General features: G+C 69.0%; 10 protein-coding genes. 5 read left to right on the top strand and 5 right to left on the bottom strand.

Translation table 11 applies throughout. The features are described from left to right. Positions 1-36 precede the first annotated feature (36 nt). From O1A05_RS03115 to O1A05_RS03095, 5 genes are read left to right on the top strand one after another with little or no spacing between them, the layout of a single operon-like run. Complete coding sequence (locus O1A05_RS03115) at positions 37-6,243, top strand: Ig-like domain-containing protein (RefSeq protein WP_270106620.1); 6,207 nt, start codon at positions 37-39, stop codon at positions 6,241-6,243. A 27-nt stretch (positions 6,244-6,270) separates the two neighbouring features. After that, positions 6,271-7,239, top strand: coding sequence for an AAA family ATPase (locus tag O1A05_RS03110; RefSeq protein ID WP_270106619.1), 969 nt, complete (start codon positions 6,271-6,273; stop codon positions 7,237-7,239). Beyond that, complete coding sequence (locus tag O1A05_RS03105; protein WP_270106618.1) at positions 7,236-8,462, top strand: DUF58 domain-containing protein; 1,227 nt, start codon at positions 7,236-7,238, stop codon at positions 8,460-8,462. The genes O1A05_RS03110 and O1A05_RS03105 overlap by 4 nt, the downstream gene beginning before the upstream one ends. Continuing rightward, the gene (locus O1A05_RS03100; protein ID WP_270106617.1) at positions 8,459-10,753 is read left to right on the top strand and encodes a transglutaminase family protein; all 2,295 of its coding nucleotides are present in this window, start codon (positions 8,459-8,461) and stop codon (positions 10,751-10,753) included. The genes O1A05_RS03105 and O1A05_RS03100 overlap by 4 nt, the downstream gene beginning before the upstream one ends. Next, a complete protein-coding gene (locus O1A05_RS03095) occupies positions 10,750-12,333 on the top strand; it encodes a serine/threonine-protein kinase (protein ID WP_270106616.1) in 1,584 nt (527 codons plus the stop codon). The genes O1A05_RS03100 and O1A05_RS03095 overlap by 4 nt, the downstream gene beginning before the upstream one ends. On the opposite strand, the gene O1A05_RS03090 is transcribed toward O1A05_RS03095, so the two are convergent. From O1A05_RS03090 to O1A05_RS03070, 5 genes are all read right to left on the bottom strand, one after another. Continuing rightward, complete coding sequence (locus O1A05_RS03090) at positions 12,323-12,544, bottom strand: hypothetical protein (protein WP_270106615.1); 222 nt, start codon at positions 12,542-12,544, stop codon at positions 12,323-12,325. The genes O1A05_RS03095 and O1A05_RS03090 overlap by 11 nt on opposite strands. Positions 12,545-12,688: 144 nt before the next feature. Then, positions 12,689-13,090 carry a hypothetical protein gene (locus tag O1A05_RS03085; protein ID WP_270106614.1) on the bottom strand — a complete coding sequence of 134 codons (402 nt, stop codon included), beginning with the start codon at positions 13,088-13,090 and terminating at the stop codon, positions 12,689-12,691. Positions 13,091-13,144: 54 nt separating this feature from the next. Then, positions 13,145-13,621, bottom strand: a complete 477-nt coding sequence (locus tag O1A05_RS03080; protein ID WP_270106613.1) for a hypothetical protein — start codon at positions 13,619-13,621, stop codon at positions 13,145-13,147. Positions 13,622-13,675: 54 nt separating this feature from the next. Continuing rightward, complete coding sequence (locus O1A05_RS03075; protein ID WP_270106612.1) at positions 13,676-15,163, bottom strand: hypothetical protein; 1,488 nt, start codon at positions 15,161-15,163, stop codon at positions 13,676-13,678. A 45-nt stretch (positions 15,164-15,208) separates the two neighbouring features. Beyond that, a complete protein-coding gene (locus O1A05_RS03070) occupies positions 15,209-15,382 on the bottom strand; it encodes a hypothetical protein (RefSeq protein WP_270106611.1) in 174 nt (57 codons plus the stop codon). Positions 15,383-15,415 lie beyond the last annotated feature (33 nt).

The following is a 15,415-nucleotide window of genomic DNA, read 5'->3' as shown; positions in this document are numbered from 1 at the left end:
GTATAATCCCAGGAGATCTGATCGAGGGGAGCGCCGATGGCAGGCAGACCCGGCGGTGCCCGGTTCCGTGATGCCGCGCGCGCTGTGGGCCGTGGAACCCAACGCTTCGCCGGAGGGCTCGGCCGACTAATCCGCCGTCGCGCTGGCGTTGCCGCCACCCTCGTGGTGGCCCTGATCGTGGGCACCCTGGCCGTGTTGCACCCCGGTGTACCCGAAACCCGTATGGACCTCAACGAGGGCGGGGTCTGGGTGACCAACACCGAGCAGGGGCTCGTGGGGCACCTGAACTATCCGGCCCAGATGCTCGATTCGGCCCTGAGCGTCTCCTCCTCCAACTTTGACATTCAGCAGCACGAGCGCGACATCCTCTACACCGACTCCGCCTCCGGGGCGATGGCCACCGTGGATGTGGCGATGGCCGCGCTGACCTCCGCCACCACCGCCGACACCGATCTGCAGATCGTCCAGGGCGGGGACCAGGCGCTGATGGTCGACGCCGAGGCGGGCCGGGTGTGGGCCTCCGACGTCGCCACCGCCACCCGCACCTCGCTGACCGAAGACACCGCGCTGGAGCCCACGCTGCCCGACGCCCAGGCTGTGGTGAGCACCGAGGGGCTGGGCTATGCCGTCTCCCCGCGCACGAAAGAAGTCGCCGCCATTCAGCGCGAGGGCACCGGCTACACCGTCGACGTTCAGGAGGTGGGTGAGCTCTCCTCTCAGATCAGCCTCACCACGGTGGGGGACAACCTGGTGATCGCCGATCACGGACGCGGCATGCTGATCCTGCCGAACGGCGACGAGGTGCTGCTGCCCGCCGACGACGTGGTGCTACAGCAGCCCGGTCCCGAGGCGGACTCGGTGGTGCTGGCCGACGCCTGGCGGTTGTACCAAGTGGACCTGCGCTCGGGAGACATTCAGGAACGCGGCGGCGAGGGGCAGTCCTCCGGCACCCCTGCCGCGCCCGCGGTGCTGGGCGGCTGCGCCTATGGGGCCTGGTCCGGGTCCGGGGCGTTCTCCCGCTGGTGCGTGGACGAGGACCGTTCCACCGAGACCACCGTGGACACCCTGGCCGACGCCGAGACCCCGGTGTTCCGGGTCAACCGCGACGTCATCGTGCTCAACGACACCGGCAACGGTTCCGTGTGGCTGCCCGACGAGGACATGGTGCTGGTGGCCGAATGGGACGAGATCGAATCCGAGCTCGACGTCGAGACGGAAGAGGAGGACTCCCCCCAGCTGTCCCAGGAGATCGCGGAACCCGACCGGGAGGGCGACAACCAGCCGCCGATCGCCGAACCTGACCAGTTCGGGGTACGTCCGGGGCAGTCCACGCAGCTGCCGGTGCTGATGAACGACTCCGACCCGGACGGGGACCTGCTTACCGCCTCCGTGATTGACGGGCCGGCCGCGATCAGCCCGGTGCGCGGCGGGGCGGCCCTGCAGTACGACGTCCCCGACGGTGCCTCCGGTTCCTCCAGTTTCACCTATCAGGCCGCGGACGGGCGCGGCGGCACAGACACCGCCGAGGTACAGATCGACGTACATGGCTGGGATGTCAACGGTGCCCCGGAGCAACGCCGGGTGCCCACCGTGGTGGTGGAAACCGGGGCCAGCACCGAGTACAACGTGTTCCCCGACTGGGTAGACCCCGATGGGGACCTGTTCTTTCTGGAGGACGTGCAAGCGCCCGAGGGGGTGCAGGTGCAGTTCCGGCAGGAGGGCACCCTGCAGATCAACGACCTCGGCTCTGACCCCGGCGTCAAGCGGATCACCGTGGTGGTCTCCGACGGCGAGAAATCCGCCGAAGGTGTGGTCAACCTGGATGTGCGTCCGGTGGGCAACATCGCCCCGGTGGCCAACGGCGACCACGTGGTGGCCCGGCAGGGCGAATCCGTGACGATTTCCCCGCTGGACAACGACACCGACGCCAATGGTGATCCGCTGCGCCTGGCCGCCGTCGAGCCCGCCCCGCCGGGCACCGACGTCACCACGAACCTGGACACCGGCACCGTCGAGTTCACCGCATCCTCCACCGGCCCCTATTACCTGGGGTACACGGTCTCGGACGGCCCCGACACCGCCACCGGGGTGATCCGGGTGGACGTGATCGGCCGCAATGAGGACTCCGAACCGGTGGCCCAAGACGATCTGGCGCTGCTGCCCGAGGGCGGGCAGACCCTGGCCGCGGTGCTGAACAACGACTCCGACCCTGGTGGCGGGGTGCTGGTGGTGCAGAGCGTCCAGGTGCCCGACGGCTCACCGTTGCAGGTCACCCTGGAAGACCACCACCTGTTGCGGATCCGGGCACCCCAAGGACTGAGCGAGCCCACCCGGCTCAGTTACACGGTGTCGAACGGAAGCAATGAAGCGACCGCTGATGTGCTGGTGGTGCCGGTGCCCCAGGAGGATGCCTCGGCGCCCCCGCAGCCCGAAGAGGACCGACTGAAGGTGCGCGCCGGCGACGTCGGCTCCGTGGCCGTGCTGGAGAATGACCGCTCCGTGAACGGGTTGCCCCTGCAGGTCGATGAGCACCTCGAACACGACATCCCGGAGTCAGCCGGGTTCGCCTTCGTCTCAGGGGAGACGGTGCGCTTCCGGGCGGGGCAGGAGCCCGGGCTCTACCGTCTCACCTACACGGTGCGCGATGAGGCCAGAAACTTTGCCTCCTCCACGGTGACCATTGAGGTGACCGAGCCCGACGACGGCACCAACACGGCGCCGAGCCCGCAGGACGTGGTGGCCTGGTCGGTGGCCGGGCAGCAGACTCGCATCCCGGTGGCCCTGGACGGTTCCGATCCCGACGGCGACTCCGTGACCCTGGTGGGCATTCAGGAGCCGCCGTCCATGGGGCTGGTGGAGATCGGCAACCAGTCGCTGAACTACACCCCGGCGGCCAGCGCCTCCGGCACCGACACCTTCACCTTCATTGTGGAAGACCGGCTGGGCAAGCAATCCTTGGGCCGTGCCCGGGTGGGAGTGGCCCAGCCCTCGGAATCCAACCAGGCGCCCAACACCGTCAACGACACCGTGATGATCCGCCCTGGCCGCACCGTCTCCGTGGACGTGCTCGCCAACGACTCCGACCCCGACGGAGACGCCCTGGCCCTGGTGGAGGACGGGCTGACCGTCTCCGAGCGCCACGCCGAGCGGGTGAGCTTGCGCAACGACCTCGTCGTCGTCTCTGCCCCCGAACAGAACGATTCGATCACCGCCGGGTACCGGGTCACCGACAACCGCGGCGGCACCTCCCAGGGCACGCTCACCGTGAACGTGGATGAGGACGCCCCGTTGCGAGCCCCGCGCGCTCAGGACGACATGGTCACCCAGGAAGACATTGCCGAGGTGGAAGCGGTCTCGGTGCCCGTGGTGGACAACGACGTCGACCCCGACGGCGACCGCGATGACCTCGAGGTGTTCACCGTGGACGACGGCGGCGTCGATGACGCTGATGATGTCACCGTGGAGGGCCAGCAGCTGATCATCCCGGTGACCGAGCAACGCCGGCTGGTGGTGTACGGGGTGCGCGATCAGGACGGGCTCGAGGGCTACGCGGTGGTCACCGTGCCCGGCTCCGAGGTGGAGCGGCCGCAGCTGGTGCCCGGCGGGGTGCAGATCCGCGCCGGCGAACAACGCACCCTGGAGCTGGCCGACCACGTCTCCGTGCGCGACGGCCGCACCGCACGGCTGATCGACTCCCACAACATCCGCACTTCCCCGGGGCTGAGCGTGGCCGAAGCCGACGACGGCGACACCGAGCTGGTGGTCACCGCCGACGAAGACTTCCAGGGGGCCTCCGGCATCACCTTCGACGTCATCGACGGCGAGGCCAGTACCGGCGAGGGCTCTGCTGATCGGGGCAGCCTGCGCGCCCGGCTCTCCCTGCCGGTTCAGGTGCTGGACGAGCAGAACTCGCCCCCGGAGTTCCGGGCCTCGCCCGTCACCGTGGCCGCTGCCGAAGACCCCGTGCAGGTCAACGTGTGCCAGATGGTCACCGACCCCGATGGCACCGACCCGGAGACTTTCGACTACCGGCTCGGCACCGTGCCCGACAACATCACCGCCTCCCTGTCCGGCTGCGTGATGTCGGTGGGACTGGACTCCCCGCAGGCCAACGGCCCGGCCGGGTCGATCGAGGTCAGCGTCGACGACGGCCACGGAGCGGTCGACGGCGCCATCCCGGTACACGTAGCCTCCTCGAACCGTCCGCTCATCCAGGTCTCCGATGCGCTGATCCCGCGCGGCATGCCGGGTGAGACCGAGACGATCGACGTCTCCGACTACACCATCAACCCGTTCCCCGGAGAAGAGCTGCGCGTGGTGGGATCCCCGCAGGTCACCGCCGGTTCCGGCACCGTGGACGTGCAGGGCGGGAGCATCTCGGTGACGCCGTCGCCGTCGTTCTTGGGCACCATGACCGTGACCTACGTGCTCGAAGACGCCACCGCCGATCCGGACCGGCAGGTCATCGGCACCATCCGCCTCACCGTGCGCGACAAGCCCGAACCGCCCACCTCCGTGTCCGCCGAGGCGATCGGCCCGGGCACCGCGCTCGTGCGCTTCGAAGCCGGGGCGAACAACGGGGCACCGATCACCGGGTTCCAGGTGCGCACTCGCGATGGGGCGGTCACCGAATGCGCCCAAACCGAATGCACCGTGGACGGGCTGACCAACGGGGAGCGGCACAGCTTCCAGGTCACCGCCGAGAACGAGATGGGCGCCTCCGAACCCTCCGGCTGGTCCTCCGAGATCCTCGTGGACGTGCAACCCGAGCAGCCCCCGGCACCGCGCCTGGAACCGGATGATCGCGCGGTGGACGTGACCCTGAGCCCCGGGGTATCTCAAGGGTCCCCCATCACCCACTACGAGGTGACCCTGCAGCCCGGCGGTGCCAAGCAGACCGTGCAAGCCGGCTCCGAGGCGATGACCACCCGGTTCACCGGGCTCACCAACGGGCAGAGCTACCAGGCCACCGTGCAGGCGTTCAACAATGCGGAGCGGCCGTCCGTGTCCTCCGAAACCAGCGCCGAGGCCATCCCCTTCGGTCGCCCCTCACCCGTACGCTCGGTCTCGTTGTCGCAGGGCAGCGCGGCACGGGATTCGGCCACCGTGAACGTGGGCTGGGAGTACGCCGATGGCAATGGCCGGCCGGTGCAGGGCGCCCAGATCCGGCTCTCCGACGGGCAGACCCGCACCGTCGAGCACCCGCAGAAATCCGTGGAGTTCACCGTGGAGCTCGGCACGCCCGTCTCCGCCGAGGTGATGCAGACCACCGAGTATGGGCCCTCCCAAACCCGCACCTCGAACACGGTGAGACCGCTGGGATCCCCGGCCGCGCCGTCGTCGCCCACCGTGGAGACCACCGACGTCGATGAGGTCACCGTCACCGGGGTCGAGTCCCGGGGCGGGGGTGGTTTCCGCTCGTCCGAGATCCGGCTGCAGGTGCGCAACGCCTCCGGCAACTGGGTGAAGTACTCCCCGGGCATGACCCTGAAGGGCTTCACCGTGGGCGAGCGGGCCACCGTGCGGGCGCGCGCCGTCGGCGTGGCCGAGGGCACCCAAGCGGTGTCCGAGACCTCCCAAGGCACGTCCGCCGAGCGCGTGTATTCCACCCCGGGCACCCTGGCCGTGAACTCCTCCGCGCGCTCCAATGATCAGATTGTGCTGCGCGCTGATCGATCCGGATCCGAGCGTGGCCGGACCATCACCCGGATCGAGTCCGATGTGCGCCACGGCGTGGTCGAACAAGACGGCGGGGCGGACAGTCAGAAATTCATCGCCCGGGCCCGGCCGGGTGAGCGCATCGACGTTCGGCTGCGCGCCTGCGATGCGGACGACAACTGCTCGAACTGGACCACCTACGAGGAGCAGGTGCCCCCGGAACTGCTGCTGGGGCTGGACACCTGCCGCCGCAGCGATGACGGCTACGACGACGACCATTGCCGCCGGATCACCATCAGCTACCAGAACGTCGAGCGCGCAGGCGACCGGGTGACCTGCACCTACCGTCCCGACTGGATGCCCTGGGAGCTTCCTGACGAAGACAACGGTGACGGCGACAGCGGAGATGATGCTGAACCGGAGGACGGCCCCACCGGTGACCCGGAATCGCAGTCCACGCGCCTGCGGCTGGACCGCGACGGCGTCGGCGAGGACACCCCGGGCTGGCTCACCGATGAGACCGACCGCGACCGGTTCCGTAACTGGGCCCTGAACGGTTCCTCCCCGAGGATTTACTGTGACTAGACAGCACCAACAGAACGGAACGAACAGATGGCACTGAGCGAAGCAGAAGCACGGGAGTTCGCCGCACTCTACGCGGGCCTGGTGGACAATGTTTCCACCGCGCTGCTCGGCAAGACCTCGGTGATCCGGTTGTCGCTGACCTGCCTATTCGCCGGCGGGCACCTGCTGCTGGAGGATGCACCCGGCACCGGCAAAACAGCGCTGGCCCGCGCCATCGCCGCCACCGTGGCCGCCCCGGGATCCCGCATTCAGTTCACCCCCGACATGCTGCCCTCCGACATTACCGGGGTGACCATCTTCGACCAGGAGACCCGGGGCTGGGACTTCCACCACGGGCCCATCTTCGCCTCCATTGTGCTGGCCGACGAGATCAACCGGGCCTCACCGAAAACCCAGTCGGCACTGTTGGAAGTGATGGAGGAATCGCAGGTCACCGTGGACGGGCGCACCTACGCCACCCCGCAACCCTTCATGGTGGTCGCCACCCAGAACCCGGTGGAGCAGGCCGGCACGTACCGGTTGCCCGAGGCCCAGCTGGACCGGTTCCTGATGAAAACCTCGGTGGGCTTCCCCGACCGTGAGCACGTGGTCGAGGCGCTGCAGGGGGCGGCCGCCCCGGACCGCTCCAAGAACCTGGCCCCGGTGACCGACGGCCCCACGGTGCTGGAATGGTCGCAGCGCGTGGCCGAAACCTACGCCGACCGCGCCGTCGTCGACTATGTGGCCGCGCTCGCCGAAGCCACCCGCGACTCCGCCCACACCCAGCTCGGGGTGTCCATGCGCGGGGCGATCGGGATGATGCGCTGCGCCCGGGTGTGGGCTGCCGCTCAGGGGCGCGCCTATGTGCTGCCCGACGACGTCAAAGCGCTGGCCAAGCCGGTGTGGGGGCACCGCATCACCCTCGAACCCGATGCTGCGTTCAGTGGGGTCACCACCTCCCAGGTCATCAGCGAGGCGCTCGATACGGTGGTGCCCCCGAGCCGAGGCGAGGAATGACCGGCCGCTCCGCCCGGTTCCTCCCCACCGCCGCCGGGGCGCTCAGCCTGGCCGGCCTCGTCGTCGGGCTCCTGCTCGCGCTGCTCTGGCACTGGGAGGGCGGCGCGTTGATGGCGCTGATTCTGGCTGGGTGCTGGCTGTGCGGGATCGTCATGGTGTTCCGCACGGTGTCCTACCGCGTGGAGATCGCACCCGACGCCGCCCGCGTGGTGGTGGGGCGCGACTGCGACGCCGTGGTGACCGTGCACGCCGGCCGGCAAGCGAACCCGCCCACGGTGCTACAGATCCCGGTGGGGGAGTCCACCGCCGCGGTGCCCGTGCCGCGCCTGCGCCCCGGGCAGATCTGGCGGCACTCTATCGCTCTGCCCACCCACCGCCGCCAGGTGCTGACCCTGGGCCCGGCCACCGCTGTGCGCGCCGACCCGCTGCAGCTGATGACCCGCACCACCGTGGTGTCGGACGCCGTGCAGATCTACGTGCACCCCACCACCGTGCTGCCCGGCTACGACGCCACCGGGTTGCTGCGCGATATCGAGGGGGTGCAGGCGCCCCGGCTCTCGCCCTCGGATGTCTCCTTCCACGCCCTGCGCGACTACGTTCCCGGCGATGACCGCCGCTACATCCACTGGCCCACCACCGCGCGCACCGGGCGGATGATGGTGCGCCAATTCGAGGAGACCCGCCGCTTCCAGCACGCCGTGCTGCTCGACACCCGCTGGGAGTCTTATCGTGGGTCCTCGTCGCGGCGCGGGGCGCGGGAAGCCGCTGAATTGGCGGTGTCCATGGCGATCTCGGTGGGGCTCGACGCCGTGCACCAAGACCGCGAGGTGGGCGTGTGGTTGACCCGCGGGGCCCCGCTGCCGGTGGCCAGTGCCCGGACCCTGCTCGACGCCGCCGCCGAGGTGGAATTCGTGGAGGACGACGACGGTGCCCGCACCCGATCGGCGAGCACCCCGCCCGAGAGCCTGGCCGAGAGCGTGCACCGGATCCTGCGCGAACAGCCCCAGGTCTCCGCCGTCACCGTGTTCACCGGGGCCGGGGTGGACACCGAGCAGCTGCGCCGTGCCGCCCAGCGCATGCCGGTCACCGCCACCGGACTGCTCGTGCAGACCCTGGCGCCCGCCGAGGCCGACCGGCTGAGCCGGTTCCAGCTCGAGCACGCCCACGGGGTGCGCACCGGGCAGCTGCGCGACCTGCTGCGCATCGCCGAGGTCGTGCGATGACGCCGCGGTTCGGGCTGCGGGAAGCGGTGGGCACCCTGGTGCTGCTGGTGCTGATGGTGCCCGGCATCGTTGCCCACGAGCCCGTGTTCAGCGACGGCTCCGGGCTGCGCGCCGCCGGCTGGGGCGTCGGACTGGGCCTGGCGGTGGCCGTGGCCGCCCGCACCTTCGCCTGGCGCTGGTGGTCCACCCTGGCCGTCACCGTGCTCGTCTACCTCGGCTTCGGCGCGGTCGCCGCCCTGCCCGACACCGCGGTGGCCGGGGTGCTGCCCTCCGTGGAAACCGTGCAGCTGCTGGTGCTGCAGGTGGTGCACTCCTGGAAGGACCTACTCACCCTGGTACCCCCGGCCGGTGCCTTCCTCGGGCCGGCCGTGCTGCCCTACGTCACGGGCCTGGCCACCGGGGTGCTCGGCGGACTCGCCGTGGTCTCCGGGCGCTGGCTGCTGGCCAGCCTGGCCCCCGTCGCGCTCTACCTGGTGGGTGCGGCCTGGTCGGTGCCGCTCACCGGCGCCGAACCCTGGTGGGCGCTCGCCGGCACCGTGGCCATGCTCATCTGGTGGGCGCTCAGCTCTGCCTGGGACCGCGCGGAGTCCGACCCCCACCCGCAGCACCGCGCCCGCGGCGAAGCCGAACAGCGAATCCGGCGTCGAGCCCGCACCCGCACGCTTACCTCGGCCGCGCTCGTGCTCACCCTCAGCGCGCTGCTCGCCGTGCCCCTGGCCTCGGTGCTGGTGAACTCCGGGGAGCGCACCGTGCTGCGCAGCTACCTGGCCCCACCGCTGAGCGTCCAGGAACGGGCCACCCCGCTGCAACAGTACCGTCACCTCAACGCCCAGCTCGCCGACGAGCCGCTGCTACGCGTCACCGGCCTGCCCGAGGACGCCCGGGTACGCATCGCCACCATGGACCACTACGACGGCGTTCAGTGGGGCATCGCCGAACCCGCCGACGGCGAAGGGTTCTTCCAGGTGGGCGAAACCCTGCCTGAGGCCCCCTCCGATGTGCCCGCCGGGGCCCGCCAACCCGTCGACGTCGAGGTGGAACAGCTGCGTCGCGTGGACGGCTGGCTACCCAGTGTGGGCCACCCCGAGCAGATCACGCTCGACGACGAAGCCACCGCCGCCGCCCTGTTCTACGACCCCACCCTGCAGTCGCTGCTCACCACCGCCGCGACCGATACCGAGCCGCACTATCACCTGCAGGGCTGGACCGAACCGCAGTGGAGTGAAGGTCAGCTCTCCGGGCGCTCCTTGGGCTCGGCCCAGCCGCCTGAACCGGAGCAGGTGCCCTCCTCGCTGCCCGCCCTGGCCGCGGAGATCACCTCCGCCGTCTCCACACCGTTGGAGCAGGCCCGTGCCCTGGAACAGTACTTCCATTCCACCGGCTACTATGCCAACTCCACCGAGAACCCGTCCCGCCCTGGTCACGCCGCCGAACGGATTGCTCGACTCATCGACGCCGAGCAGATGATCGGCGATGATGAACAGTACGCCACCGCCATGGCCCTGGCCGCCCGCTCCCTGGGGATGCCGGCCCGCGTGGTGATGGGCGCCTACCCGGACCCCGACGCCGAGAGCACTGCGGACACCATCACCCTGCACGGTCGTGACCTGTACGTGTGGGTGGAGATCCCGTTCGACGGCGCCGGCTGGGTGGCTTTCGACCCGACTCCGCCCCGGGACCAGACTCCGCAGACCGAGATCCCCGAGCCTCGGCAGGTGCCCCGCCCCCAGGTGCTGCAACCCCCGGAACCGCCCCAGGAGCCCCCGGAACTGCCGGCCGATCTGCGCGACGAGGAGAACCCGGACCCGCTGCCACCCGAGCAACCGCTGCCCTGGGGGCTGATCGCCGGGATCTCCGGGTTCCTGCTGTTGTTGTTGCTGCCGCTGCTTGGCGTGCCCCTGTACAAGGTGTGGCGTCGGCGTCGTCGTCGGCACGCTACCGGCCGGCTCGGGGTGCGCCACGCCTGGACCGAGGTCACCGACTATGCTGTCGACGTCGGGATCGCCGTGCCGCGCCAGGCCACCGTGCTCGAATCGGCGGGAGTCATTGACGACGCCGCCACCGGCACCGAGGGTGCGGTCACCGAACTGGCCCGCACCGTGGGCCGGGCCGAGTTCTCCGGCACCGATGCCGACACTGATTCAGGGACAGACGCAGAGGACCCCAGTCGCCAGGCATGGGAACTGGCCGAGCGCAGCCACCGTGGCCTGCAACCGGCCGGGTGGCTGGCCCGGCACCGCAGCCGGATGTCCTGGCGCTCGCTGGTGCGACGCCGGAAGGAGAGACGATGAGCCGCACGAGTCGGACCAGCCCGCCCGCAGGCGCCCAGCCGGGGCCGCAGATTCCCGGGTACACCTGGACTCAGCCGCTGGGTCGGGGCGGCAGCGCTGAAGTGCACCGGTATCGGCAGCACCATCCGGAGCGCGACGTCGCGGTGAAAACCCTGCGCCCCGACGCCGGGGGCGGGGCCGAAGCGATGTTGCGCCGCGAAGCCAACGTGCTCGCCCAGGTGTCGAGTCACCCGGGAGTGGTGTCCCTGTTCGCCTCCGGTGAGACCGCTCAGGGGCTACCCTGGCTGGCCCTGGAATACTGCGCCGGGCCGCTGTGGCACCGCGACCAGCCCCCGCTGGCGCTGTCCGAGGCGCTGCGCACCGGGGTGATCCTCGCCGGGGCGCTGGCCACCGTGCACGCGGTCGGCATCGTTCACCGCGATGTGAAGCCCGCCAATGTGCTGCGCACCGCTTTCGGTCAGCCCGTGCTCTCCGATTTCGGGATCTCCGGGATGGCCGGGATGCCCGTGCGCTACGGCGACGGCGGGTTCTCCGTTCCCTGGGCCGCCCCCGAAGTCCACCGCGCGGCCCACGATACCCGCGCCGAGCAGCGGCTCTCCGCCGCCCAGGATGTGTACTCCGCCGGCGCCACCCTGTGGACCTGGCTCGTCGGGCGCTCGCCGTTTGAGCGCCCCGGGGCCGACAACTCTTCTGAGGCGCTGACCGAGCGGATTCTGCGCGACCCGGTGCCCTCCACCGGGCGCCGCGAGGTGCCGCGCAGCCTCGAAACCCTGCTGGCCCAGGCCATCTCCGCTGACCCGCTGCAGCGCCCCTCCGCGGCGGATCTCGGCCGCCGACTGCAGCAGATCCAGCGTGAGCTCGACCTGCCGGTCACCACCCTGGACCTGCACGCTGACCCCGCTGACTCACCCACCGCGTCCCAGGCGCCGCTGGCCGAGCCCGACGAGGACCGCACCCTCACGCCGGCCGACCTGGCGCGGATAGCCCCACCAGTAGTACCCGATGACGACGACGATCGCACCGTGGTCCCCTCGGCCGCGCCGGACGATTCGTTCGGGTTCTCTCAGCACGACTCGCTGCAACACTCCGGACCTCCCCGCGCCCACGCAGCACCGGAGTCCTCGGCTGCCTCCACCGGGACCACGGGGGCGCCGCCCCGCTCGCGGGCCGGCTGGTGGGGCATTGGTCTCGTCATCGTGGCCGCCCTGGTACTGGGCGGCGCGCTGGTCACCACCATGCTGCGCGGCGGCGGCTGGACCCAGGCCCCCGAAGTCGAAGAACCGGAACCCTCCGCGCAGGGACCCATGGTGGAGTCCGTGCCCGGGGTGAGTCAGCTGGTGCTGGAGGCCTCCGACGGCTCCATCGTGGCCACCTGGACCGCGCCGGAGCAGCTGCCCGACATCACGGGCGCGACCTACGGCTACCAGGTGCAGCGCAGCGGTCTGGAGACCATTGATCAGACGACGTCGCAGACTACCGTGCGGTTCCCGGCGGCCGAGGGGTCCAACTGCATTGAGGTGTGGGTCCGTGGTGCCGACGGTCGCACCTCGCCGTCGGTCTCGGAGTGCATCACACCGTAGTCGCGGCCCGCCGACCGGCCGCCCGCATCGTGAGCAGGGTCAGCAGCACGGCCGTGATGATCCCCGTGATCATCAGTGAGATGTTACCCCGCGCGACCGGGGCTTCGCGCACCTGCAGGCAGGCGTGGGCGATTTCTTCGGTGGCGGTATCCTGGGCTCCTTGCCGAGTGAGGCGTTCTTCTAGGTCAGAATCGAAAATCAGGTCCGACATTTCTGGAGAATAGGCGCCAGGGTGTGACGAGGAGAATTGACTGAGCTCGCCCATTTTTCGGGTCGAGGTGCTCAAAGGCTGGCATTCGACGGAGACCTCTTGGGCCGATCCGCTGAGGGTGACGGTGAGGTTCGGGCCCTTGGCTCAGTGGACCAGGGCGGTCACCGACCCTGCGATCAGCGTGACCAACAGTAGCCCGGTCACAACGCGTGCGCCGGTGCGATTCCCCGTGCTGGGCTTGGAGAGCTTGTCTGCGGCGGGGGTCCTCAGGATGAGCGCGAAGAGCAGGAGCAGAGTACCGATCACAGTCACGGAGAGGGCGAGATTGAGTTGAGACTGCACGCTGCCGATGGCGGTGACGCAGCCGAGGCTGATCTGGTCGCGGACGCTGCCGGTGAGGTGCACAGCATCGAGGACCAGAACGCGATCGGGGGAGCGGAGGAGCGTATCACAGGCTCGGATGGTGTCGTATCCGAAGGAACGTGAGTGCGTCGTCTGGGGTCCGATCGGCCAGATCACCACCGCCATCACGGCCCAGAAGATCACCAATGTCCCCCAGATGACGGCGGGGGGTTCGTCGCGCGGTCCGGTCCTGTCCGCTCATGCACGCACCTGGGGCCGCCTGGTGAGAACCAGCCCGGCGCCGAGCGCGGCCCCGAGGGTCACCATGATGCCGGTCTGACGGTCCTGCAGGACTCCGGCGCATCCCTCACTGATGGCGGCGCGGGCGTTCTGCTCGATCAGCACGGTTTCCTCGCTGCCCGGTGTCGAGCCGATGGTGGCGACATAGTGGTCGACGGCATCATCGAGCTCGGCGCTGCCGATCCGGTAGTCGTCCACGGACCCGCCCGTGCCTAGGGGCGCACCCAGTGCCGGGCAGGTGATCTCATGATCGTCCGCCTGATTCATCGACGTCAGCGTCGGAGTCGACCACCACAGATATCCGATGAGAATCACACAGGCGACGATGACGGCACTCATGGCCCACGGCAGGATCGACGCCCGGGAACGGACGGCAGACGACTCGGCGCTGTTGACTGGCCGCTCGGCTGAGGGCGCGGTCTCGGGGTGTGGCATGGGGCGGTTCTCTCCGTTGAAGATCAGGGAACGGTGTCGACGTTGTGGTGTGGACTATTCCACGGCGAACGGGTGAGGACGGACACCGGGACCGTAGCCGGCCTCTTCTGCCTCTTTGTAGTCGTAGGAGCTTCCGTCGTCAACCCGGCTGGCGGCCGCCTCGAGATCGGCTCGGCTATCGTCATCAGATTCGATGAGCCAGCGGATGGCTTGCTCCAACTGGATCGCGCCGTTGTCCACGTCCCAGGAAGCATCTTTGAGCAATAGATTCAGCGTCGTGGAGATGACGTAGTAGCGCTCGGCCGCTCCAGAAGGACCATTGCCGATGGTGGCAGGTCGGGTCACATGCGCGTAGATGTTGATGCCCAGAGCTTCGGTTGCCAGGTGGTCGAGATTTTCGCACAGGGTGGTGAGATGCCCGCCCCAGATGGTCCTCATGTTCTCGGTGTCAATGTCGAGCTCCTGGTACCCCGTGATGTCGACGGAATCGATGTTGATAGTCTCCACGCTGGGGTTGATGCTCTCCTCGCCGGTCATGTCACCGCTGGCGGTATTGGGAGCAACAGGATTGTTGATGACGTCGAGCAGCTTGTCGACCTCCTCGATCGCCGATTGTTCCTCGGACGAGATGCTGCTGGAAAGGCTGCCGAGCGCGGTGCTGAACGCGGCGAGGACGCTGTCATAATCGTCGCCGTTGATCGTCTCTTCCTCTTCAGGCGGAGGGCTGGTGATCGTGGCGAGTGCGCCGGCCGCCGTCGAAACGGTGGCCAGGGCGATGGCTGACGTGCCACCCGTGAAGGGTGCCGCCGCTGCAGCGGCCCAACCCAGGACCTGCAGCGCCATCGAGAAATCGCCACCAGACGAACTTGCCGCCGCGCGGAAGGCCTGACTCGCCGTCTCGATGGTCCGGATCAGCCCACGTCGCGCATGCTTCCACAGTTCCTGTTGGGCGACGGTGAGATTGACCTGAGCCATGGCGAGGACCGCGTAGCGACCGAGTGCGGCTTTTTGGAAGTTCATGAAACTCTGGAAACCATCGACCGTCTCGCCCTTCATCTCGGCGAGCAGCTCATTGACTTCCGTGAAGCAATCCGGCAGCTCTCCGACGGAGAGCCCGGACGAACCACCGTCGAAATCGAAGGAGGGCAGCATTCCGGACGCATTCGCGATGCCCTGCTCGATCGTCTCGTCGAGATCCGCCGGATTGGGCAGCTCTTTCCAGCTGGTGAGGGCCTGATCTATGCTCTGTCGCACCTGGTCGAAGTATCCGGCGAAGTCGGTCTCCAGTGCCGTCTCGGCGTCGGCTGGCGTGCTGCCGTAGGTGAACCCGACAGACGTCTGTCCGCCATAGTCGCCCGTCGACCCCGGACGAGACACGTTAACGGAAGCTATATTCCTGTCGCCTTCGGTGAATGACCTTTGGTAGTGGTCATCATGGATGACCCAGAGGCCCGGCTGTGAGCGCATGTAGGCGTCGATGGCTGCCTGTTTGAGGTTGCCGACTGACTCCCCGTAGTTGAAAAAGAACGTCGGATCATCCATGCATTTCTCCGCTCGAGCGTCTCGATGTAGGTGACTGTTGTCACCCTAGCAAAGCGGTTCGCGGCGCCGGGTCACCAGGGATCCGCCGATCACCGCAGCGGTGAGCACGATGCTGAGTTGTGCCAGCTGCTGTTCGCGCGCGTGCAGGCAGGTGTAGGTGATGTCTTGGGCCAGCGCGCCGCTGGCCTGAGGTCGGGTGGTGTCGTCGGGGAGCTCCATCCGCTCCAGCAGGGCGTCGAGGTCTCCCCAAAG

This window comes from Citricoccus sp. NR2 (assembly GCF_027594385.1).
In the GTDB taxonomy this organism is placed as follows: domain Bacteria; phylum Actinomycetota; class Actinomycetes; order Actinomycetales; family Micrococcaceae; genus CmP2.
This window is presented reverse-complemented; position numbering and strand designations above follow the sequence as displayed.

What these genes read in the sequence shown, in the direction of transcription:
- O1A05_RS03115 (WP_270106620.1), top strand. Translation starts at nt 37, where the DNA reads ATGGCAGGCAGACCCGGCGGTGCCCGGTTCCGTGATGCCGCGCGCGCT.
- O1A05_RS03110 (WP_270106619.1), top strand. Translation starts at nt 6,271, where the DNA reads ATGGCACTGAGCGAAGCAGAAGCACGGGAGTTCGCCGCACTCTACGCG.
- O1A05_RS03105 (WP_270106618.1), top strand. Translation starts at nt 7,236, where the DNA reads ATGACCGGCCGCTCCGCCCGGTTCCTCCCCACCGCCGCCGGGGCGCTC.
- O1A05_RS03100 (WP_270106617.1), top strand. Translation starts at nt 8,459, where the DNA reads ATGACGCCGCGGTTCGGGCTGCGGGAAGCGGTGGGCACCCTGGTGCTG.
- O1A05_RS03095 (WP_270106616.1), top strand. Translation starts at nt 10,750, where the DNA reads ATGAGCCGCACGAGTCGGACCAGCCCGCCCGCAGGCGCCCAGCCGGGG.
- O1A05_RS03090 (WP_270106615.1), bottom strand. Translation starts at nt 12,544, where the DNA reads ATGTCGGACCTGATTTTCGATTCTGACCTAGAAGAACGCCTCACTCGG.
- O1A05_RS03080 (WP_270106613.1), bottom strand. Translation starts at nt 13,621, where the DNA reads ATGCCACACCCCGAGACCGCGCCCTCAGCCGAGCGGCCAGTCAACAGC.
- O1A05_RS03075 (WP_270106612.1), bottom strand. Translation starts at nt 15,163, where the DNA reads ATGGATGATCCGACGTTCTTTTTCAACTACGGGGAGTCAGTCGGCAAC.
- O1A05_RS03070 (WP_270106611.1), bottom strand. Translation starts at nt 15,382, where the DNA reads ATGGAGCTCCCCGACGACACCACCCGACCTCAGGCCAGCGGCGCGCTG.